The 21,420-nt window shown below is 63.7% G+C and carries 23 protein-coding genes; 9 read left to right on the top strand and 14 right to left on the bottom strand.

Annotation, left to right across the window (positions count from 1 at the left end; genetic code table 11):
* Positions 1 to 70 precede the first annotated feature (70 nt).
* From gltB to RMO89_RS01580, 4 genes are all read left to right on the top strand, one after another.
* Positions 71 to 4,711, top strand: a complete 4,641-nt coding sequence (gene gltB / locus RMO89_RS01595) for a glutamate synthase large subunit (RefSeq protein ID WP_310530817.1) — start codon at positions 71 to 73, stop codon at positions 4,709 to 4,711.
* Between the two features lie 5 nt (positions 4,712 to 4,716).
* Positions 4,717 to 6,153 carry a glutamate synthase subunit beta gene (locus RMO89_RS01590; RefSeq protein WP_310530816.1) on the top strand — a complete coding sequence of 479 codons (1,437 nt, stop codon included), beginning with the start codon at positions 4,717 to 4,719 and terminating at the stop codon, positions 6,151 to 6,153.
* Positions 6,154 to 6,239: 86 nt separating this feature from the next.
* A complete protein-coding gene (locus RMO89_RS01585) occupies positions 6,240 to 7,874 on the top strand; it encodes an FAD-dependent protein (RefSeq protein ID WP_310530815.1) in 1,635 nt (544 codons plus the stop codon).
* Positions 7,871 to 8,230, top strand: a complete 360-nt coding sequence (locus RMO89_RS01580; RefSeq protein ID WP_310530813.1) for a GFA family protein — start codon at positions 7,871 to 7,873, stop codon at positions 8,228 to 8,230. The genes RMO89_RS01585 and RMO89_RS01580 overlap by 4 nt, the downstream gene beginning before the upstream one ends.
* Positions 8,231 to 8,233: 3 nt before the next feature.
* Here the strand turns inward: RMO89_RS01580 and RMO89_RS01575 are convergent, their stop codons facing one another.
* Complete coding sequence (locus RMO89_RS01575; protein ID WP_310530812.1) at positions 8,234 to 8,761, bottom strand: DUF4199 domain-containing protein; 528 nt, start codon at positions 8,759 to 8,761, stop codon at positions 8,234 to 8,236.
* A 95-nt stretch (positions 8,762 to 8,856) separates the two neighbouring features.
* Positions 8,857 to 9,270, bottom strand: coding sequence for a response regulator transcription factor (locus RMO89_RS01570; RefSeq protein ID WP_310530811.1), 414 nt, complete (start codon positions 9,268 to 9,270; stop codon positions 8,857 to 8,859).
* A 229-nt stretch (positions 9,271 to 9,499) separates the two neighbouring features.
* On the opposite strand from RMO89_RS01570, the gene RMO89_RS01565 reads away from it, so the two are divergent.
* Complete coding sequence (locus RMO89_RS01565) at positions 9,500 to 10,252, top strand: carbonic anhydrase family protein (protein ID WP_310530810.1); 753 nt, start codon at positions 9,500 to 9,502, stop codon at positions 10,250 to 10,252.
* Positions 10,253 to 10,262: 10 nt separating this feature from the next.
* Here the strand turns inward: RMO89_RS01565 and ung are convergent, their stop codons facing one another.
* Positions 10,263 to 10,958 (bottom strand): uracil-DNA glycosylase, encoded by a 696-nt coding sequence (gene ung / locus RMO89_RS01560; RefSeq protein WP_310530809.1) that lies wholly within the window; start codon positions 10,956 to 10,958, stop codon positions 10,263 to 10,265.
* 58 nt (positions 10,959 to 11,016) lie between these two features.
* Here ung and RMO89_RS01555 point away from each other — a divergent pair, with 58 nt between their 5' ends.
* The 3 genes from RMO89_RS01555 to RMO89_RS01545 all read left to right on the top strand — a co-directional run bounded on the left by RMO89_RS01555 (position 11,017) and on the right by RMO89_RS01545 (position 12,917).
* Entirely contained in the window at positions 11,017 to 11,634 is a 618-nt protein-coding gene (locus tag RMO89_RS01555; protein ID WP_310530808.1) for a ribonuclease D, read from the top strand.
* Positions 11,631 to 12,281, top strand: coding sequence for an LPS export ABC transporter periplasmic protein LptC (locus tag RMO89_RS01550; RefSeq protein ID WP_310530806.1), 651 nt, complete (start codon positions 11,631 to 11,633; stop codon positions 12,279 to 12,281). Before RMO89_RS01555 ends, RMO89_RS01550 begins: the two co-directional genes overlap by 4 nt.
* A gap of 66 nt (positions 12,282 to 12,347) precedes the next feature.
* A complete protein-coding gene (locus RMO89_RS01545) occupies positions 12,348 to 12,917 on the top strand; it encodes an LptA/OstA family protein (protein ID WP_310530805.1) in 570 nt (189 codons plus the stop codon).
* Positions 12,918 to 12,927: 10 nt separating this feature from the next.
* On the opposite strand, the gene RMO89_RS01540 is transcribed toward RMO89_RS01545, so the two are convergent.
* The 6 genes from RMO89_RS01540 to dksA all read right to left on the bottom strand — a co-directional run bounded on the left by RMO89_RS01540 (position 12,928) and on the right by dksA (position 17,603).
* The gene (locus RMO89_RS01540; protein ID WP_310530803.1) at positions 12,928 to 13,650 is read right to left on the bottom strand and encodes a tRNA (guanine(46)-N(7))-methyltransferase TrmB; all 723 of its coding nucleotides are present in this window, start codon (positions 13,648 to 13,650) and stop codon (positions 12,928 to 12,930) included.
* 139 nt (positions 13,651 to 13,789) lie between these two features.
* On the bottom strand, positions 13,790 to 14,485 hold the full coding sequence (ctrA, locus tag RMO89_RS01535; protein ID WP_310530802.1) for a response regulator transcription factor CtrA: 696 nt from the start codon (positions 14,483 to 14,485) through the stop codon (positions 13,790 to 13,792).
* A 157-nt stretch (positions 14,486 to 14,642) separates the two neighbouring features.
* Positions 14,643 to 15,059, bottom strand: coding sequence for a DUF4112 domain-containing protein (locus RMO89_RS01530; protein WP_310530801.1), 417 nt, complete (start codon positions 15,057 to 15,059; stop codon positions 14,643 to 14,645).
* 45 nt (positions 15,060 to 15,104) lie between these two features.
* Complete coding sequence (locus RMO89_RS01525; RefSeq protein ID WP_310530800.1) at positions 15,105 to 16,580, bottom strand: ABC transporter substrate-binding protein; 1,476 nt, start codon at positions 16,578 to 16,580, stop codon at positions 15,105 to 15,107.
* 46 nt (positions 16,581 to 16,626) lie between these two features.
* Positions 16,627 to 16,998, bottom strand: a complete 372-nt coding sequence (locus RMO89_RS01520) for a PilZ domain-containing protein (protein WP_310530799.1) — start codon at positions 16,996 to 16,998, stop codon at positions 16,627 to 16,629.
* A gap of 146 nt (positions 16,999 to 17,144) precedes the next feature.
* On the bottom strand, positions 17,145 to 17,603 hold the full coding sequence (gene dksA, locus RMO89_RS01515) for an RNA polymerase-binding protein DksA (protein WP_310530798.1): 459 nt from the start codon (positions 17,601 to 17,603) through the stop codon (positions 17,145 to 17,147).
* Positions 17,604 to 17,853: 250 nt separating this feature from the next.
* On the opposite strand from dksA, the gene RMO89_RS01510 reads away from it, so the two are divergent.
* On the top strand, positions 17,854 to 18,183 hold the full coding sequence (locus RMO89_RS01510) for a hypothetical protein (protein WP_310530796.1): 330 nt from the start codon (positions 17,854 to 17,856) through the stop codon (positions 18,181 to 18,183).
* Here the strand turns inward: RMO89_RS01510 and RMO89_RS01505 are convergent.
* From RMO89_RS01505 to RMO89_RS01485, 5 genes are read right to left on the bottom strand one after another with little or no spacing between them, the layout of a single operon-like run.
* Entirely contained in the window at positions 18,180 to 19,319 is a 1,140-nt protein-coding gene (locus RMO89_RS01505; RefSeq protein ID WP_310530795.1) for a GNAT family N-acetyltransferase, read from the bottom strand. The two genes, RMO89_RS01510 and RMO89_RS01505, sit on opposite strands and share 4 nt — an antisense overlap.
* A gap of 13 nt (positions 19,320 to 19,332) precedes the next feature.
* Positions 19,333 to 20,100, bottom strand: a complete 768-nt coding sequence (locus tag RMO89_RS01500; protein ID WP_310530794.1) for a glycerophosphodiester phosphodiesterase family protein — start codon at positions 20,098 to 20,100, stop codon at positions 19,333 to 19,335.
* Complete coding sequence (locus RMO89_RS01495) at positions 20,078 to 20,548, bottom strand: RidA family protein (protein ID WP_310530793.1); 471 nt, start codon at positions 20,546 to 20,548, stop codon at positions 20,078 to 20,080. The genes RMO89_RS01500 and RMO89_RS01495 overlap by 23 nt, the downstream gene beginning before the upstream one ends.
* Positions 20,541 to 21,173, bottom strand: a complete 633-nt coding sequence (locus RMO89_RS01490; protein WP_310530792.1) for an HAD family hydrolase — start codon at positions 21,171 to 21,173, stop codon at positions 20,541 to 20,543. Before RMO89_RS01490 ends, RMO89_RS01495 begins: the two co-directional genes overlap by 8 nt.
* Positions 21,170 to 21,406, bottom strand: a complete 237-nt coding sequence (locus RMO89_RS01485; RefSeq protein WP_310530791.1) for a DUF3572 family protein — start codon at positions 21,404 to 21,406, stop codon at positions 21,170 to 21,172. The genes RMO89_RS01490 and RMO89_RS01485 overlap by 4 nt, the downstream gene beginning before the upstream one ends.
* Positions 21,407 to 21,420: the final 14 nt, after the last annotated feature.

The following is a 21,420-nucleotide window of genomic DNA, read 5'->3' as shown; positions in this document are numbered from 1 at the left end:
GAGTCGCGTTTGATTTCCGTTGTAACCAGTTTTCTGGGCGCAGCGGACCAGGACAGGACAGGATTTTCGAATGGGACTTCCGCAGCCCCAGGGCCTTTACGATTCACGCAACGAGCATGACGCATGCGGTGTGGGCTTTGTCGCCCATATCAAGGGCGTCAAAAGCCACGCAATCGTTTCCCAGGCGCTCGAAATTCTCAAAAATATCGACCATCGCGGTGCAGTGGGCGCCGATCCCCTGCTGGGCGATGGCGCGGGTATCCTGATCCAGACGCCTGACAAGCTGTTCCGCAAGTGGGCAGACCGGGAAGGCATGAAGCTTCCGGCCGAGGGCGATTACGCCGTTGCCATGTGCTTCCTGCCGCAAGACGAAGCCAGCCGTGACTTCATCGTCGGTATCTTCGAAAAGTTCATCGCCAAGGAAGGTCAGCGGCTGATCGGCTGGCGCGACGTGCCGGTGACCATCGAAGGCCTGGGCGAAACGGTGAAGGCTGAAATGCCGGTGATCCGCCAGTGCTTCGTTGGTCGCGGTGAAAACTGCGCCGATCAGGACGCTTTCGAGCGCAAGGTCCTCGTGATCCGCAAGCAGACGCAGAACCCGCTCGCCGCACTCGCCGAAAAGCATGGCCTGCCCGGAATCAGCGAACTCTACATGCCCAGCTTCTCCAGCCGCACCGTGGTCTACAAGGGGCTGCTGCTGGCAACGCAGGTCGGCTCTTTCTATGATGATCTGCGCGATCCGGATTGCATTTCGGCGCTTGGCCTCGTCCACCAGCGCTTCTCGACCAACACCTTCCCCAGCTGGAAGCTTGCCCACCCCTACCGCTTCATCGCCCACAACGGCGAGATCAACACGGTGCGCGGCAACGTCAACTGGATGAACGCGCGCCGCCGCACCATGGAATCGGAGCTGCTCGGCGCCGATCTCGACAAGATGTGGCCGCTGATCCCGCATGGCCAGTCGGACACGGCTTGCCTCGACAATGCGCTCGAACTGCTGCTCGCCGGCGGTTACAGCCTTGCCCATGCCGTGATGATGCTGATTCCGGAAGCTTGGGCTGGCAATCCGCTGATGGATGCCAAGCGCCGTGCATTCTATGAATACCACGCCGCGCTGATGGAACCGTGGGACGGCCCCGCCGCCGTGGCCTTCACCGATGGCCGCCAGATCGGCGCGACGCTCGATCGCAATGGCCTGCGCCCGGCGCGCTTCCTGATCACCGATGACGATATCGTCGTCATGGCGTCGGAATCCGGCGTGCTGCCGATCAAGGAAGACAACATCGTCCGTAAGTGGCGGCTCCAGCCGGGCCGCATGCTGCTGATCGACTTCGCCGAAGGGCGGATCATCGAGGACGAGGAACTCAAGACCCAGCTCGCCGCCGAAGAGCCGTACGAGGAATGGCTTGAAGCCGCGCAGTACAAGCTCAAGGACCTCGACCTGATCGAACCCGAGCTGGCGCAGCTGCCGATCGAAACCACCTCATTGCTCGATCGCCAGCAGGCGTTCGGCTACACGCAGGAAGACGTTTCGAAGTTCCTTGAGCCGATGGGCCGCGATGGCGACGATCCGATCGGATCGATGGGCACCGACACGCCGATTGCCGTGCTGTCGAGCCGGTCGCGCCTGCTTTACGATTACTTCAAGCAGAACTTCGCCCAGGTCACCAACCCGCCGATCGACCCGATCCGCGAGGAACTGGTGATGAGCCTGGTGTCGATGATCGGTCCGCGCCCGAACCTGCTCGGCATGGAAGCCGGCACGCACAAGCGGCTTGAAGTTGACCAGCCGATCCTGACCAATGACGAGATCGCCAAGATCCGTTCGGTCGAAGCGGCGCTCGACGGTGCTTTCCGCACGGCGACCATCGATATGACCTGGGATGCCGCCAGCGGCCCCGACGGGCTGGAAATGGCGCTCAAGGAACTGTGCTGGGCGGCCACGGAATGTGTGCTGCAGGACAAGAACATCCTGATCCTGTCTGACCGGGCGCAGGGGCCTGACCGGATTGCCATGCCGGCGCTGCTGGCCACGGCAGCGGTGCATCACCACCTCGTCCGTCAGGGCCTGCGCATGCAGACCGGCCTTGTCGTCGAAACCGGCGAAGCGCGCGAAGTGCACCATTTCTGCGCGCTCGCGGGCTATGGCGCCGAAGCGATCAACCCGTATGTGGCCTTCGAAACGCTGGAAGATATCCGCGTCCGCAAGGAATTCCCGCTCGACCAGAAGGCGGTGAAGAAGAACTACATCAAGGCCGTCGGCAAGGGCATCATGAAGGTGATGTCCAAGATGGGCATCAGCACCTATCAGTCCTATTGCGGCGCACAGATATTTGACGCGGTCGGCCTGAACACGGCCTTCATCGATCAGTATTTCAAGGGCACCGCGACGACTATCGAAGGCGTCGGGCTCAAGGAAATCGCCGAAGAAACCGTGCGCCGTCACGCCGCGGCATACGGTGACAACCCGATCTACAAGTCGATGCTCGACGTGGGCGGCATGTACGGCCTGCGCCTGCGCGGCGAGGAACATGCCTGGACGGCGGACAACATTGCCTCGCTGCAGCACGCGGTGCGCGGCAATATGCCCGACAAGTACAAGGACTTCGCCAAGTCGATCAACGACCAGTCGGCACGGATGCTCACCATCCGCGGCCTGCTGGACTTTGTGCCCGCCGAACACCCGATCGACATATCCGAGGTCGAACCGGCCAGCGAAATCGTCAAGCGCTTCGCCACTGGCGCGATGAGCTATGGCTCGATCTCGTGGGAAGCGCACACCACGCTGGCCGCGGCGATGAACCAGATCGGCGGCAAGTCGAACACCGGTGAAGGCGGCGAAGATCCCAGCCGTTTCAAGCCGATGGCCGATGGCCGCAACCTGCGCTCTGCAATCAAGCAGGTCGCGAGCGGCCGCTTTGGCGTGACCACCGAATACCTCGTCAATGCCGACGACGTGCAGATCAAGATGGCCCAGGGCGCCAAGCCCGGTGAAGGCGGCCAGCTGCCCGGCCACAAGGTTGACAAGACCATCGGCGCGACCCGCCACTCGACGCCGGGTGTCGGCCTGATCTCGCCGCCGCCGCATCATGACATCTACTCGATCGAGGATCTGGCCCAGCTGATCCACGACCTGAAGAACGTCAACAACTCTGCGCGTATCTCGGTCAAGCTCGTCTCCGAAGTCGGCGTCGGCACAGTTGCCGCCGGCGTTTCGAAGGCGCGCGCGGACCACGTGACGATCTCGGGCTATGAAGGCGGCACCGGCGCTTCGCCGCTGACCTCGCTGACGCACGCAGGTTCGCCGTGGGAAATCGGCCTCGCCGAAACCCAGCAGACGCTGCTGCTCAACAACCTGCGCAGCCGCATCTGCGTTCAGGCCGATGGCGGCCTGCGTACGGGCCGTGACGTTGCCGTGGCCGCCCTGCTCGGCGCGGACGAGTTCGGCTTTGCAACTGCGCCGCTGATCGCGGCCGGCTGCATCATGATGCGCAAGTGCCACCTCAACACCTGCCCGGTCGGCGTTGCGACGCAGGACCCGGTGCTGCGCGCGCGCTTCACCGGCCAGCCGGAACACGTGATTAACTACTTCTTCTTCGTCGCCGAGGAACTGCGGGCGATCATGGCCGATCTCGGCTTCCGCACGATTGGCGAGATGGTGGGCCGGGTGGACCGGCTCAACATGAAGCAGGCGATCCAGCACTGGAAGGCACGCGGCATCGATCTTTCGAAGCTGCTGCACCGCGTTGAACCGGTTGCCGGCACAACGCTCGGCTGGAGCGGGACGCAGGATCACGGGCTCGAAAAGGCGCTCGACAATGACCTGCTCGCGGCTTCGGCGGATGCGCTGGACAGCAAGTCGCCGGTGGTCATCGAACGCAAGGTGATTAACGTCAATCGGACGGTCGGTGCCATGCTTTCGGGCGAAGTTGCCCGCCGCTATGGCCATACCGGTCTGCCCGACAACACGATCAAGGTGAAGCTCACCGGGGTTGCCGGCCAGTCGTTCGGCGCGTGGCTCGCCCACGGCGTGACGCTCGACCTGACCGGCGATGCCAATGACTATGTCGGCAAGGGCCTTTCGGGCGGCCGCGTGATCGTCCGCCAGCCGACCCATGTTGATCGCGAGCCGACCGAGAACATCATCGTCGGCAACACCGTGCTCTACGGCGCGATTGCTGGCGAGGCCTTCTTCAACGGCGTCGCCGGTGAACGCTTCGCCGTGCGCAATTCGGGTGCGGTCGCGGTTGTCGAGGGCACGGGTGACCATGGCTGCGAATATATGACCGGCGGCACGGTGCTGGTGCTCGGCCGAACGGGCCGCAACTTCGCCGCCGGCATGTCGGGCGGTGTCGCCTATGTCTATGACGAGGCCGGCAATTTCGCTCAGCTGTGCAACCCGGCGCAGGTCGACCTGCTCCCGGTCTCTCCGGTGCGTGACGAGGAAGACGGCGCCGGCCGTCCGCAGCAGCGGACCAACGGCACCAGCGATCCGGGCATGGGCGACATGCTCCGCCACGACGCCGAACGCGTGAAGGTGCTGCTGGAACGGCATCACCTCCACACCGGATCGAAGCGGGCCCGCGCCTTGCTTGACGATTTCGACAATTCACTGACGAAGTTCGTAAAGGTGATGCCGCGCGATTACGCCAAGGCATTGAAGCAGATGGAAGCCGAGCGGGCCGCAGCCGCCTCGGTCGCAGCAGAGTAGAGACGATGGGCAAGGAAACCGGCTTTCTCGAACTTGACCGCCAGGACCGCACTTATGCGGACCCCAGGGAGCGGCTGACGCACTACAAGGAATTCGTCATTCCGCATGCCGAACCCGCGCTGAAGGCGCAGGCCTCGCGCTGCATGAATTGCGGGATTCCCTACTGTCACAACGGCTGCCCGGTGAACAACATCATCCCGGACTGGAACCATCTGGTCTATGAAGGTGACTGGCAGAACGCGCTCGAAGTCCTGCACTCGACCAACAACTTCCCCGAATTCACCGGCCGCATTTGCCCCGCTCCGTGCGAGGCGAGCTGCACGCTGAACATCACCGACCAGCCGGTGACGATCAAGTCGATCGAATGCGCGATCGTCGATCGTGGCTGGCAGGAAGGCTGGATCGTCCCGCAGGTGCCCGAAAAGCGCACTGGCAAGACGGTTGCCGTCGTGGGTTCTGGCCCGGCCGGCCTCGCAGCCGCGCAGCAGCTGGCGCGCGCCGGTCACTCGGTCACCTTGTTCGAGAAGAACGACCGCATGGGCGGGCTGATGCGGTACGGCATCCCCGACTTCAAGCTCGACAAGGACCTGATCAACCGCCGGCTGATGCAGATGCAGACGGAAGGCGTCGTGCTCAAGACCAGCACCGAAGTCGGCGTCCATGTCTCGATCGAAAGCCTGAAGGAAAACTTTGACGCGATCATCCTGTCGGGCGGGGCGGAGGATCCGCGCCAGCTGACCATTCCAGGTGCGGAAATGTCCGGCGTGCGGCTGGCGATGGAATTCCTCACCCAGCAGAACAAGCGCAACGCCGGCGACGATGAAACCCGCGCCGCACCGCGCGGCACGCTGAGCGCCACCGGCAAGCACGTCATCGTCATCGGCGGCGGCGATACCGGCAGCGATTGCGTCGGCACGTCGAACCGCCAGGGCGCGGCCTCGGTCACCCAGATCGAGATCATGCCCAAGCCTCCCGAGCATGAAGACAAGGCGCTGTCATGGCCCAACTGGCCGCTCAAGCTGCGAACCTCGTCCAGCCATGAAGAAGGCGTCGCCCGCGACTGGGCGATCAACGCCCGCCGGGTGATCGGTGAAGACGGTAAGGTTACCGGCCTTGAATGCGTCCGTGTCGAATGGGTCGGCGGCCGCATGCAGGACGTCGAAGGCAGCGAATTCGTGCTCCCCGCCGACCTGATCCTGCTCGCCATGGGCTTTGTCGGTCCGATCAAGGCGGGCATGGTTGATCAGGCCGGGGTCGATCTCGACGCGCGCGGCAATGTCGCGGCGAACGTCATCGATTACCGCACCAGCGACCCGCAGATCTGGGCCTGTGGTGACATGCGCCGCGGTCAGAGCCTCGTCGTCTGGGCGATCCGCGAAGGCCGGCAGACCGCCCGCGCTGTCGATGAAGCGCTGATGGGCGTGACCCAGCTCCCGCGCTGATCCACCGGCTACGATAAGAGACAAGAGGCGCGGGCTGAATCCTGCGCCTCTTTCCGTTTCAGGCAGCGCAGTCTAGGGCGGACGGCATGATCCGTCTTTCCGACCTTGCCCTGCCGCTTGACCATTCGACAGACGATCTTGAAGCGGCGATCGCGGAGCGGCTTGGCCTTGCGCCGGGCCAGCTCGAACGGTTCGCCATCGTCCGGCGCGGCAATGATGCGCGCAAGAAACACGCGATCCGGCTGGTCTATGTGCTCGATGTCGTGGTGCAGGACGAGGCCAAGGTGCTCGCCGCCCATGCCGGCGACAGCCATGTCCGGCCCACTCCTGACACCAGTTACCGCGTTCCATTGCGCGCGCCCGAAGGTTGGTATGCAACGCGTCCGGTGGTCATCGGCGCCGGCCCCTGCGGCTTGCTAGCCGCGTTGATCCTCGCGCAGATGGGGCTGAAGCCGATCATCGTCGAGCGCGGCAAGGCGGTGCGCGAACGCACCAAGGACACCTGGGGTCTGTGGCGTCGCTCGGTTCTCGAACCCGAATCGAACGTGCAGTTCGGCGAAGGCGGCGCGGGCACGTTTTCTGACGGCAAGCTCTATTCACGCATCAAGGACCCGCGCCACTTGTCGCGCAAGGTGCTCACCGAATTCGTCAAGGCTGGCGCGCCCGACGACATCCTGACCGAGGCCCACCCGCACATCGGCACCTTCCGCCTCGTCACCATGGTCATGGCCATGCGCGAGACGATCGAAGCGCTGGGCGGCGAATACCGGTTCCAGACCCGGGTCGAGGACTTCGAGATCGAAACTGCCGCCGATGGCACGCGGTCCATCGCCGGCCTGCATTTGTCGGATGGCACAATGCTGCCCGCGCGCCATGTCGTGCTCGCGGTCGGCCATTCGGCGCGCGACACCTTCTACAAGCTGCACGATGCCGGCGTCCATGTGGAGGCCAAACCCTTTGCCATCGGCGTGCGCATCGAACACCCGCAGAGCTGGATCGACAAGGCGCGCTATGGCCCCAGCGCTGGCAATGCCATCCTTGGCCCGGCCGCCTATGCGCTGAGCCACCTGACCTCGAACGGGCGCACGGTCTATTCGTTCTGCATGTGCCCGGGCGGGCGCGTGGTTGCCGCGACGAGCGAGGAAGGCCGCGTCGTCACCAACGGCATGAGCCAGCATTCGCGCGCCGAATTCAATGCCAACTCCGGCCTCGTCGTCGATATCCAGCCCGATCGCGACTATCCCGGCGGGCCGATGGCGGGCATCGCTTTCCAGCGGCATTGGGAAAGCCTGGCCTATACGGCAGGCGGATCGAATTATCAGGCGCCGGGGCAGAAGGTTTCCGATCTGCTCGCCGGGCAGGCCTCGTCGGGCGAATTCGGCTCAGTCGTGCCGAGCTATCAGCCGGGCGTGAAGCTTACTGACCTTTCGCTCTGCCTGCCCGACTATGTCATGCAGTCGCTGCGCGAGGCCATCCCGGTCTTCGGTCGCCAGATCGCTGGCTATGATCATCCCGATGTTGTCATGACCGGGGTGGAAACCCGCACGTCCAGCCCGGTGCGGTTCACGCGAGGGAAGGACTTCCAGAGCCTCAACACGCGCGGGCTCTACCCGGCGGGAGAAGGCGCGGGCTATGCCGGCGGCATTCTCAGCGCGGCAGTCGACGGCATCCGCGTGGCCGAGGCTCTGGCGGCAGACCTGCTCGGCGCGGCGGCTGCATGATTCGGCCTGAGCTCCGCTACGAAGGATCGTGCCACTGCGGCGAGGTGCGCTTTGCCGTGACCACCGATTTTCCCGAACTGACGACCTGCGACTGTTCGATCTGCGCCCGCAAGAACGCGCTGATGGTCAAGGTGCACGAGAGCGCGTTCGAGCTGCTTTCGGGTGCGGACAGCCTCAGCGAATACCAGTTCCACACCCACACCGCGCGGCACTTTTTCTGCAAGACCTGCGGCATCTACCCCTTCCACCGCAAGCGCGTGACCCCGGATCATTTCGGCATCAACGTCTTCTGTTTGCATGACTTCGATCCCGCCGGAATCGCTGTCCGCGCCACAGTGGGCAAAGGGATGGCCTGAAGGTCAGGCGCGCGCGGGCATGAAGCCCGGACGGCGCAGCAACAGGGCCGAGATCAGCGGCACCAGCAGGGCAACCGGCGCGATTTCGGTAAGCGTGATGGCCATGCGCATCACAGGGTTGGCGTACATCTCGGCGAAGGCGTCCATATCAACCTTGGCCTGAGCCAGCGCAGCGGCGCTGGCGCCCTGTGCCTGCATATCGGCAAGCGCCTTGGCACTGAATTCGGCGACAAAGCGGTAGTCGGTCGACCACATCCAGGCCTCCCAGCCGATGACATAGAACAGCGCCGCAATCGCCGCGATGCCTAGCCCCACCCCGAGGGCCTTGCCGAAGCCGATCACCCCGCCAAGGTGCTCGTCGCGGTATTTCCTCACCCCGGCAAAGACCAGACTGAGCGCAATCAGCATCGACAGATAGCCGAGCACCATGCCCAGCATGCCATGATCGGCGACCAGCCCCATGGTCAGCGCCAGCAGGATCAGTTCGATGATGCCGGCAATCGCGCCGTACGTGGTGATCAGTCTGGTCATGTCGATTCTCCCCTGTTTCGGATGCCCGGACTGTGGCGGCATCCGGTGGCCGAATCGATCGCCCAAACGGGTGATCTGGCCCAAATCGTCCGAATTTACGGCAGGATATCGAGCGCGCGGGCGCGCGCAATTGCCTGGGTGCGGTTAGCTGCCTCCAGCTTTTCGAACAGCCGGCCGACATGGGTCTTCACCGTGTTGGGAGAGATCGCCAGCCGCCGGGCGATGACCTTGTTGGGGCAGCCTTCGGCCAGCAGGTCCAGCACTTCGACTTCGCGGGCGCTGATGCCCAGGCTGGCGATCGCCTGATCGTTGCGTGCGAAGGGTGAAGAGCGTGGGCGCGGGGTCAGGCGGTTGCCCAGCCACACGCCAAGCGAGGCGAACAGCAGCGCCACGCACAGGACGTAAAGCGATGTCGACCACTTCTGCGTGACGTGGCGCCAGTCCATCCATTCGACCAACAGCGCCAGCGCGGCGAGGGCGAGGCCATAGCCGATCACGATGCGCTTCATCGCAGGACCTGCCGTGCTGATGGGAAGGCTGTTGGCCTGCCGGCAGAAGGATATGCGTGCTGCGACACCATCAGGCCAGCGTGGCGCAACACGCCCCGCCTGCCAAGAGGCAAGCGTTGCCGTCAAGATGCGTAGGCCTAGTCAGAATTCCGGAGGCGGAGCTTTGCCGGCAGGCAGGATCGTTTCGTCTATCGCTTGGCGGGCAATCCCCACGCCAAAGGACCGCCCAATGATCCGCCGACGCCCACTTGCCCTTGCTCCGCTCGCGCTCCTGCTGACCGGCAACGCGCCCGGTCACGACAAGCCGCACTGGTCTTATGGCGGGGAGGCAGGTCCGGAAAAGTGGGGCGAACTTTCCCACGAATTCGAGCTGTGCAAGTCCGGGCATATGCAGTCACCTATCGATTTGGGCGCGGCGGATATCATGGGCAATTTCGCCATCAAGGCGGTCTACAAGCCGGGTCCGCTGACCCTGCTCAACAATGGCCACACGGTGCAGGCGGTAATCTCGCCGGGGTCGCTGCTGACCAGCGGCATCGCGCGTTACAAGCTGCTGCAGGTGCATTTCCACACGCCGTCAGAGGAAGTGCTTTACGGCCTGCCCTATCCGATGGTCGCTCATTTCGTCCACGTCGACCATGCCGGCAACCTCGCGGTGCTGGGTGTATTGTTCGAGGAAGGCGCACATAATGCCGAGCTCGAAAAGCTGATTCGCGCTGCTCCGGCGCATGAGAGCGAGGCGGAGACGGTGAAGGGGGCGACCTTCGATCCCGGCAAGCTGTTGCCCGCAAATCTGGCGGTCTATCGCTATGAAGGTTCGCTCACCACGCCGCCCTGCACCGAAGGCGTGCGCTGGCATGTGGCGCGCCACCGGGCGACGGCCTCTGCGGCGCAGATCGCTGCGCTTCATGCCATCATGGGAGACAATGCGCGGCCGATCCAGCCGCTCCACGGTCGTTTGCTGGTCGCCGGGGTGGACTAGGCCGCAAGAGCTAGTCCGGCAATCGCCAGTCCACCGCACCGCGCCCCTGCGCTTCCAGAAAAGCGTTGGCCTTGCTGAAGTGACGGCAGCCGAACCAGCCCGAGTAGGCCGAAAGCGGGCTCGGGTGCGGGGCGGTGAGAATCAGGTGGTGCGTGCCGAGTCCAAGGCCCGCAACCCGCTCGGCCTTCTTGCGGGCATGGTTGCCCCACAGCATGAACACGCAAGGTTCAGCCTTGGCGGCAACGGCGGCGACCACGGCATCGGTGATCGCCTCCCAGCCCTTGCCCTGATGCGAACCGGCCTTGCCCTCTTCAACGGTCAGCGACGTGTTGAGGAGCAAGACGCCTTGCCGCGCCCATGATTCCAGATGGCCATGGGATGGTCGGGGCAGGCCGAGATCGCTTTCGATCTCCTTGTAGATGTTGACCAGGCTGGGAGGCACTTTCACCCCCTTTGCAACCGAGAAGCAGAGACCATGCGCCTGCCCCGCACCGTGGTAGGGGTCCTGCCCCAGAATCACGACTTTCACCTTGTCGAGCGGGGTCAGCTCCAGCGCGGCAAGGCGGCTGCCAAGCGGCGGAAAAATGCGCTTTCCCGCCGCTTCCTCAGCCTTGAGGAACCCGCCGAGCCACCGCGATTCCGGCGTTTGCAGCACGGGAACCAGCGCTGAACGCCAGGAATCGGGCAGGGCATCGGTATCGGCCATCAGCTCGTCATTCCAGGGGTTCCATGAAAGCCTCGTTGCGCCTAAGCACTTCGGTCATATGGCTGTCTATCTCCACGAAGAAGATCTCCCCGAAGGCGTTCTCGCCCCCGGCCCGATCGCTGTCGATACCGAAACGATGGGGCTGATTACCCTGCGTGACCGGCTCTGTCTTGTGCAGCTTTCCGATGGCGGCGGCGATGAACACCTCGTCCGTTTCGGCCCGGGATCGCGTTATGACGCGCCGAACCTGAAGGCCGTTCTGGGCGATCCGGCGCGGGTCAAGCTGTACCATTTCGCGCGCTTCGACCTCGCCGCGATCGAACATTACATGGGCATCACCGCCGCCCCGGTGTTCTGCACCAAGATCGCTTCAAAGCTGGTGCGCACCTACACAGACCGCCACGGCCTGAAGGATTTGGTGCGCGAATTGCTGGGCAAGGAACTGTCAAAGCAGCAGCAGTCAAGCGACTGGGGCAGCGCCGAACTTTCCGAACCGCAGCGCGAATATGCCGCCTCGGACGTGCGCTATCTCCACGCCATGCAGACCATTCTGGTCGAGCGTCTGGCGCGTGAGGGACGCACCGAAATGGCGCAGGCTGCCTTCGATTACCTGCCCCACCGCGCCCGGCTCGATCTCGCCGGATGGGCGGACAAGGACATCTTCAGCCACGAATGACCCAGGCTGCCGACCAGATCCGATCAGAGCGCCGGTTCCGGGCGCTTCCCGGCGGCCGGCATGATCGTTGGATACGGCTGCTCGCCAAGACGCTGCCGGCCGCGGTGGGCGCAATCGTCGCGGTCATGGTCATCGCCCCGTTGTTTCCGCGCGGCGAAGTCAGTTTCTTGCTCGATCGCAACAAGGTTGCCGTCGCCAAGGAGCGTATCCGGGTCGAAACGGCCCTGTACCGCGGGCAAGACAACAAGAGCCGGCCCTTTTCCGTGTCCGCCGGGAGCGCCTCGCAGCCTGATGCTTCGCAGCCGATCATCGCCATGCGCGAACTGGCTGCCAGCATCCTGCTCAGCGATGGTCCCGCTGAGATCAAGGCGCCGGACGGCTCGTTCGATTACACTGCCGAGACGGTCAGCGTACGTGGACCGGTCGAATTCACTGCCGCCGGCGGTTACCGCCTGACAACCAGCGCGGTGACCATCGACCTCAAACAACAGCACGTTACCGGCGCTGGCGGCGTTTCGGGCGCGATCCCGGCGGGAACGTTCAGCGCCGACCGGTTTGATGCCGACCTTGACGAGCGAGTCATTTCCCTGACCGGACGCGCCCGCCTCAATATGCAGCCCGGCCGACTGACCGTGCCGCGCAATTGAACCCGCGCACATGGCCCACGGCAGAAACACTTCACCTTCCGCCATCAATGGCATAGAGCAACACTCATGAAGCAGACTTCGCTTTCGCGCACCGCCGTCCGTTCGCTTGCCGCCGGCCTGATTGCTGGGACTGTCGCCACAGCGGCGTTCGGCGGGTTCGTCGCTCAAGGTCAGGCGATCAGCGGCTTCAACAGCAATTCGCCGGTCAATTTCGCCGCCGACCGGATCGAGATCCAGGATCGGCAGGACCGCGTTGTGCTTTCGGGCAATGTCGACATTTCGCAAGCCGACCTGCGCCTGCGCGCGGCGCGGACTACCATTGCCTATACAGACGCCGGTTCATTGCAGATCCAGCGGATCGATGCGACCGGCGGCGTCACCGTGGCGCGCGGCGGCGAAACGGCGCGCGGCGATGTCGCGATCTATGACATCAACGCCCGAATCATTACTCTGGCCGGTAACGTCCAGCTCAACCGGGGCGGCGACAAGCTCAACGGCGGCCGGCTGGTGATCGATCTCGACAAGAGCGTCGCCAGCATCAACGGCAGCGCCGGGGGCGCAGGTTCGGGACTGGGCAATTCCGGCTCGCGCGGCGGGCGGGTCACCGGATCATTCACGGTGCCCAAGAAAAACTGATCGAGCCGCGTCAGCCGGCCTTGCGCCGATAGCGGAAGTACCAGACTTCGTGGCCGTAAACCGTGCGGGCCTTGGTTTCGTAGCGGGTTTCCGGCCAGCCGCCCGGACGCTTCAGGAAATCTTCCGGCTTTTCGCCCAGCCAGTCGAACTGGTGCTTGTGGCGGCGCATCACCATCAGCGCGTGGCGCAGGTAGACCGCGTGGTCGGTGCCAAAGCGAAATTCGCCGCCGGGCTTCAGCTTGGCTGCGAACAGGTCAACTGGGCCATCGTTCATCATCCGGCGCTTGGCATGGCGAGCCTTGGGCCAGGGATCGGGATGGAGCAGGTAGAGAAAGCTCAGCGCGCCGTCCGGAATGCGGCGCAGCACTTCCAATGCATCGCCGTGATGGATGCGGACATTGCCGAGTGGTGGATTGGCACCGTTATCGCCGTCGACATGGGTCAGTGCCTGGGCAACGCCGTTGAGGAAGGGCTCGGCGCCGATGAAGCCGTGATCGGGCAACAAGTCGGCACGGAAGGCCATGTGCTCGCCGCCGCCGAAGCCGATTTCGAAGTGCAGTTGCCGGTCGTCGCCAAACAGCACCTGTGATGTGATCGGCCCTTCTGCTGGCATGGCGATGCGCGGCAGAAGAGTATCGACCAAACCCTGCTGTCCAGCGCGGAGCGGTTTGCCCTTGGCGCGGCCATAGAGCCGGTTGAGCGTTGTCGGGTCACCAGATTTGTGCGCGGTCATGGGGCAAGCGCGCTAGTCAGCCGTGGCCCGAATGGCAAGCGACTCCCGCTCCGAACCCAAACAGCAAGCGGCCCGCCTCCCCCCAGAGACGGGCCGCTGCCCCCAACTGGACCGCGTTGCCGCAGTCCTGTATCTCTCCTCAGGCGGCTTCGGCCTGAGCGTCAGGATCGCGCAGCACATAGCCGCGGCCCCAGACGGTTTCGATGTAGTTTTCACCGTTGCAAGCATGGGCAAGTTTCTTGCGCAGCTTGCAAATGAACACGTCGATGATCTTGAGTTCGGGTTCGTCCATCCCGCCGTAAAGGTGGTTCAGGAACATTTCCTTGGTCAGGGTGGTGCCCTTGCGCAGAGAAAGCAGCTCGAGCATCGCGTATTCCTTGCCCGTCAGATGGACGCGGGCGCTATCAACTTCGACCGTCTTGGCGTCGAGGTTGACCGAAAGCTTGCCGGTGCGGATGACCGATTGCGAATGGCCCTTCGAACGGCGCACAACCGCGTGGATGCGGGCGACCAGTTCTTCGCGGTGGAACGGCTTGGTGACGTAATCGTCCGCGCCGAAGCCGAACGAGCGCACCTTCGAATCCATTTCCGAAATGCCCGACAGGATCAGGACCGGCGTCTGGACCTTGGCCACCCGAAGCTTCTTGAGCACGTCATAGCCGTGCATGTCCGGCAGGTTCAGGTCGAGCAGGATGATGTCGTAATCATACAGCTTGCCCAGATCGAGGCCTTCCTCGCCCAGATCGGTAGAATAGACGTTAAACCCTTCGGTCGTGAGCATAAGCTCAATTGCACGAGCCGTAGTTGGTTCGTCCTCGATCAAAAGCACTCGCATGGGTGATTCCCCTTTGCCCCGAAACCATGGCAACACCTCGGTAAGTGGTGTTTCCAGCAATTAACCATAGGACCTATGAAGAGGAAAGGTTAATTTAGCGTAAATGAAGGGAATCCGGCGAGTCGCGTGATTTTACTCGCGCAAGGCAAAGTCGGCCTCAGCCCTCGATTACGCGTGTTTCCGGATGATGTCGGTCCAGATGCGCGCGGATGATTTTCAGATTGCGCGTGTTCGAACGGTAAAGAAAATCGAACAGGTCGCCCGCCACGGGAATCGTCCCGATGGCGGTATCAAAGCCGATATTGGCGATCATGCGCCACTGCTTCCAGCGCGGCAGGCCCAGGTTGCGGGCCTCCCACACGGCATAAATGCCCATCATCGCGGTCAGCAGATCGCCAGCGAACGGGATCAGGCCGACAATGGCATCAAGCCCGACCTTACGGCGCAGGACCGGGATGGTCACGGCGCGTTCGAGGATCTTTTCCATCGCCTCGATCCGCTGGCGCACGTCTGCCGGACTGGTGCCAAGCGGAACCTGCATCTCCATGCGGCGTGCGGTCTTGGGAACTTCCATCGTCGGCAACCCTCTGTCAGCCGCGGCAAATGCGGGTGCTTCGCCTTACTTGGGGCGGCGGGCAATCGGCGACAAGGGGTGATAGCCGCGCGGATTGATGGCAAAGCCCGGCTGCGGATCGCGCACCAGCGACCAGCGGACGGGGTTGCCCAGCGGGATATAGGCGTTTGCCAGGGTCAACTGGGCCTCGGCTTCCGACAAAAGCTCGGCCCGCTTGGCGAGGTCGGTTTCCGCCCGGGCATTGGCGGCGCGCAGGTCGGCGACCGTGCTGCACAGTGTCCGTCCCGATGCACAGGCGAACTGGTTGAGGAACCAGTCGGCACGAATATAGCGCGCCACATTGTCAACCAGCCGCAGGTCCGCAGGGCCAGCGATGCCAACGCGCCTTGCGGTAATGCCGATCGCAGCGAAATCGGATTGCAGGCGGGCAAAAAGCACATCGGCGCCCGATCCGGCGGGCAACGCGATGCGCAGTTCGGGCAGTGTTCCGCCCTTCATGGCGCGCGCGAAGCGTTGGCTCGCGGTTGCCCGCCGCGAGGCCATATCGCTGTTGGCCCATCGCTCTGAGATACCGGCGGCGGCATCGGCTACGCCGGGCGGAATGATTCGCGATGTCGGAACCCAGCCTGGCAAGGCAAGGTCGACGGCGAGCGCATCACGGTCGATCGCCATGGCCAGCGCTTCACGCAGTTCCGCCTTGCCAAGCAGACCATCGCTGCTGCTGACGGTCAACCCGAACAGGCCTACCGCCGGATCGATGCGCAGGAACCGCTGCGACAGCCCTGAGACCGCCCGTCCGGCCGCATAGTCCGAAAGCGTGCCGCCCAGGACTATATCGGTCTCCTTGTCATTGAACGCCTTTGCGGCGCGCTCACTTGTCATGGGCTTGAGCAGGAGGCTGCGAACCGAACCGTCCCATTGCGGATCGGCAGGCAGGGTCCGCTTCTCCGGAGGCACAGGTCGCAGCAGCCCGCCGCCCTTCGCCTTGCGGAACTGGAACTCGCCAGCCCCCCTGCCGCGGTCGAGCAGCGCCAGTTCGGGCTGGGCAAGCAGGTCGAGCAGGTCAGGCATCGGGTGCGACAGCCGGATTTCCAGGACGCGGCCAGTCATTGCGCGAACTTCGGAAATCCCGTCGAGATCAAGCGCCAGCGCCGTGCCCTTTAGACTGGCGAGCGTCTGGCGCAATGCGTCGCGTGCCTTTTCGCCGGTCACTTCGCCGCCGCCGGCGTCGCTGCCTTCGCGCAGGCGGAAGATATAGGACATGCCGTCGTCGGTCACGATCCAGCGATCGGCGAGCGCGGGCACGACGCGGCCCTCGGCATCGAAGGCAACCAGCCCTTCGGTTGTTGCGGCGCGAACCATTCGTCCGGCATCGGACAGCCGCACGCCCGATTGGGAAAGGTCTGCCGCATCGGCTATGATGGCAACGGGTATCTCGTCCTCGTCCGAAGCCGTGCAGGCGGAAAGTCCGGCCAGGGCGACGCCGATGAGGAAATCGAGCAGGACTGGGCGGCGGGACATCGGATCAGGGTTAGGCTCGCCAGCCGCAAACCTCAAGCAGAGGTGCTCAGATCTTGCGCAGCGGGCCTTCGCTGCGCGCGGCGAGCGCCGCGTTGGGCCGGTGGATCAGCAAGCCATCGTTCGCTGCCTTGGCTGCTTGCGGGGCGCGGGCCAGCTTGGGATCGATCTCTTCGCGAAACGCAATGCCAAAGCGGCTTTCCTGCACCCAGGCGATCGATCCTTCGACCCAGCCGATATTGCGCAGGTTTATCCAGACGACGAGGCCGCGCATCGCCAGCACGGCGCCTTCGGCCATCATTCCGCCGGTCGAAAGGTTGCGCATTTTCACGCGGTGCAGGGCCTGCTCCCCATCGATGCGCAGTTCGACGAGAACGAACAGGCTGTCGCGCGCAATTTGCCGGTTGTCGACCTCGGCCATGATGCTCGTTTCTTCCTCCGCACGAATCGCCAGGCCTCCGAGCAAACGGAAACCGATAGTACGCCCTGCGTCGAAATTAGCCCGGTGACGGCAAACAACCCGTTAACGATTGTTACAGGCGTAACCCCGGGTGCAAATAAATTTGCTCAATCGTCGCGCGAAACCTTTTCGCGCCGCTCGTGCGCTTGCTGAGCCTCGACGGTCATGGTTGCGATCGGACGGGCAATCAGACGGCCGAGGCCAATCGGTTCACCAGTAACCTCGCAAAAACCGTATTCGCCTTCCTCGATGCGGCGCACGGCAGAATCGATCTTGGCGATCAGCTTTCGCTGGCGGTCGCGGGTGCGCAGTTCGATGCCCCAATCGGTCTCGCTCGACGCGCGATCATTGAGGTCCGGCTCGCGGATCGGGCCTTCCTGAAGGTGCTGCAGCGTGTCAGCCGAAGAATCCAGGATTGCCCGCTTCCACGCCTGCAACAGGCGTCTGAAGTAGTCGAGCTGCGGCTCGGACATGTAGTCTTCATTTTCCGAAGGGACATAGTCGCCGGCTAGGGCGCGTTTGGCCTTGGCCAGAATGTCGATATCGTCAGCCAGAATACTGGGCATCGGTAATCCTTTTCCTCCCGAGAGGTCGCCCGGCGAAGGGCCCTGCAGCCCGGATTATTTCCGATGACTGCCCTGCCGCCATTGTGAGCGGGCCTATAGTGATCGCCCCTGTCTCGCACAAGCGGCAAACGCCGTGGAAATACGGCCCTGCACTTTTTAACCTTTGCGTTAACCTTTTGTTATCCATGATCGCCCAGCTTGCACCTCATCGGCGGACAAAAAGGGGTTCCGCCTCAAGGGGGTACGAAGGATGAGCGCAGTTTGGACCAAGCCGGTCGAATACAGCCCGGCCGACGAAACCGATACCGACATGCTGGTGGCAAGCTGCCTTGCCGCCGCCGCGCAGGGCGACCTGTCTGCCTACTTCGATCTGGGCGTTGCCTATTCTACCGGCAGCCACGGCGCGCCGTGCGACCTGATCGAGGCGCACAAGTGGTTCAATCTCGCAGCTGTTGCCGGGTACGAGGATGCCGCTCATTGCCGCGCGGACATTTCGGATGAAATGACTGCCCGCGAAATCGCCGAAGCCCAGCGCCGCGCCCGCGAATGGATCGCCTCGACCAGCCGCAAGGCTGCCTAAACCTGGTCCTTCCGGAACGGGGTCCTTTGACCGAGCCATAGCTGCTCGCTTGCGACCCCGGCCCGCTCTTTCTCCAGAAAATCGGCGATCGCTTCCCGGAAACCGGGGTGGACGATATGATGCGCCGACCAGGTCTGCACCGGGGCATAGCCCCGGGCCAGCTTGTGACCACCCTGCGCTCCGGCTTCGACCCGTGACAGACCAAGCTCGATCGCGGCATCAATCGCCTGATAATAGCACAGCTCGAAATGCAGGAACGGCTTGTCGAGCAGGGCACCCCAATAGCGTCCGTATAGCGCGTCACCGCCGATGAAGTTGAGCGCGCCGGCCACCGGAGTGCCGTCAATCTCGGCCATGACCAGCAGGACCTGATCGGCCATGCGCTCACCGATCAGGCTAAAGGCCTCTCGCGTCAGATAGGGCCGGCCCCACTTGCGCGCGCCGGTGTCCTGGTAAAAATGCCAGAAGGCATCCCAGTGATGCTCCTTGATATCTGCAGCCGTCAGGCGCCGGATTGTCACCCCATCCTGCGCTGCGCGGCGCTCTTTTCGCAAACCCTTGCGCTTGGCTGAAGACAGCACGGCAAGGAAATCGTCGAAGCAGGCATAACCATCGTTCTGCCAGTGGAACTGGATATCGCTGCGCAGCAACCAGCCGGCAGCCTCAAACAGTGGCAACTGGGCGGGGTCGATGAAGGTGGCGTGGGCGGATGACAGCCCGTTCTGTGCGCAGACCTGTTCGGCGGCGCGCAGCAGGAACGGGGCAAGGCAGGAATCGCGGGTCAGGACTCTTGGCCCGGTCGCAGGCGTAAAAGGCACGGCAATCTGCAGCTTCGGATAATAGGATCCGCCCGCCCGGTGCCAGGCATCGGCCCAGGCATGGTCGAAGACATATTCGCCCTGGCTGTGCTGCTTGATATAGGCGGGCAGGGCTCCGGTGAGGCCGGTTTCATCGCTCAGGAGCAGCGGCGCCGGGGTCCAGCCGCTCGACTCGCCGACGCTGCGAGATTCTTCAAGGAGCGTGAGAAAGGCATGAGAGACGAACGGGTTCGTCCCATCGTGCAGGGCATCCCAATCAGCTGCGGCGACTTGGCCCACGGAGCCGGCCAGCCGAATTTCCGCCTGATCATCGCTCATCCAACGCCCTCGCTCATTCCACGCCTGCGCCCTCGGCGATGGGGGCGTCGGCATGGCGCGCGGCACGCTCGCGGTGTTCAGCGCTGCGCACAGTCCAGGTGGCGACGGGAATGCCGCGCTTGCGCTGGTTGGCGGCGAACCGGCTGGGCAGGTCGCGGATGTCGTAGGCAAGGAAATCGGGCTTCGCCAGCCACAGCCAGAGATGGCGGCGGATCCGGCCGAACATTGCCTTGTCATTCTCTTCAGTGACGACCAGCCCGCGGGGGGTGAGCGGCGCATGGCGGGCAAACCATGAACCCACGCGCGGGTCGAAGCTCATGATGGCGTGCGGCCCGCGATAGCCTTCCAGCGCGCGGCGGACAGCAAGGCAGATCGCTGGAACCGGGCGTTCGCGTCTGGACTTAATCTCGATGAGGATCGGTACCGCACCATCGATCTGGTCGAGCACGGCGCGCAGGGACGGAATGGTATCCGTGCTGCCAGACAGGGCGATTGCACCCAATTGCATGCTGCTGCGAATGTTCAGCGCGCCGGTTTCCCCGGTGAGCCGGTCGAGTTCGAAATCGTGGAAGACCATCGCCTGATCGTCGCTCGATTTCTGGACATCGCATTCGATTCCCCAGCCGCGCGCCTTGGCGGCGGCGAAGGCGGATGGGCTGTTTTCCGGCAGGCCATCACCGTGCAGTCCGCGATGGGCAAAGCGCGCGCCGGGCAGCCAGCCTACCCGGCTTTCGCGCGGGGCCGGAGCCAGCCAGCGATCAAGCGGACTTAACAGCGACAATCGCGTCAACCTCCACGGCCGCGCCCAGCGGCAGGCAGGGAACACCTACCGCGCTGCGGGCGTGCTTGCCGGCATCGCCGAACACGGCGACCATCAGTTCGGACGCGCCGTTGATCACCTTGGGCTGGTCAGTGAAGTCACCCGCCGCATTGACGAACCCGCCAAGTTTCACGACGCGCTCTACCCGCGAGAGCGATCCCAGCGCCGCCTTGAGCTGTGCGAGAATCATCAGTCCGCAGGCCTGAGCTGCGGCATTGCCCTGTTCGACCGACACGTCTTCGCCCAGTCGGCCGGTCACCAGCTTGCCATCAAGGAACGGCAACTGGCCGGACACATGGGCAAGCCCGCCTGCAACGACCACGGGAATATAGGCGGCAACCGGCGCTGCGGCCACGGGAAGGACAAGGCCGAGTTCGGCCAGGCGGCTTTCGATTTCGCTATCAGTCATGGCTCTCTCCGTAGAGCTTTCCGGCAATCCAGGGCAAGGCCTCGTTCCAGTTGTCGATCCGGGCGTGAGCCATGCCAGCTTCGTGTGCGCAAGGAATGTGCGGCGACAGCAACGGTTCGCCGCAGAGGTGCAGGCGGTGGACGTCGGGGGCCAGGTCGGCGACCGAACCGTGGTGGTGGTGGATGTCGTCGATGAACAGCGCTCGGCTGGGGCGATATTCGGTGAGGATCTTTTGCAGCGCCGGCCCCTTTGGCCCCTGATTGGTGAAGACCTTCAGGTTCAGCCCGTGCGAGAGCAGTTGCGCCGTGCGCGCCTCGTTGAAATGGTCCTGCAGATTGGTGAGTACGACCACGTCCGCTTCGCGTCCGATCTGGCCGATGGCCTCAATCGCGCCCGCAATCGGATATTGGCGGTCCATTTCGGTCTCGAAGAAAGCGCCAAGCAGTCGCCAGGTCTCCTTCTGGGGCACCAGTTCGCCGTTGGCGACGTAATGCACGGCCTTGGCGAAATCGTTGCCGTTCCAGTGAAAATCGATGCCGTGGAATTCGGCCAGCCAGTCGCGAAACGGCTTGACCATGTGCAGCAGGACTTCGTCGCAATCGGTAATCAGCAGGGGACGGTTCAAGAATTCAGCCTTTCGGAGGCGGCGGCAAGGACTTGCGGTTCAACGCCCAGCGCGTCGCTTGCTGCGATCAGGTCAGGCTCATGGGCGCAAAGAAAGTCGAGCACCGCGCACAGGACAGCGGGATCGCCAAGCCCGGCGCGGAGTTCGTCGGGCGCCATGCCGGTCAGGTCCATCAACCGCTGGCGGCGGTCTTCGTCGCCAAGCACCCCGACGAGCGCGGACAGGGCCAGCACCTGCGGGTCGGCAT

Origin of the sequence: Novosphingobium sp. (genome assembly GCF_031424035.1) — a bacterium.
In the GTDB taxonomy this organism is placed as follows: Bacteria; Pseudomonadota; Alphaproteobacteria; order Sphingomonadales; family Sphingomonadaceae; genus Novosphingobium.
This window is presented reverse-complemented; position numbering and strand designations above follow the sequence as displayed.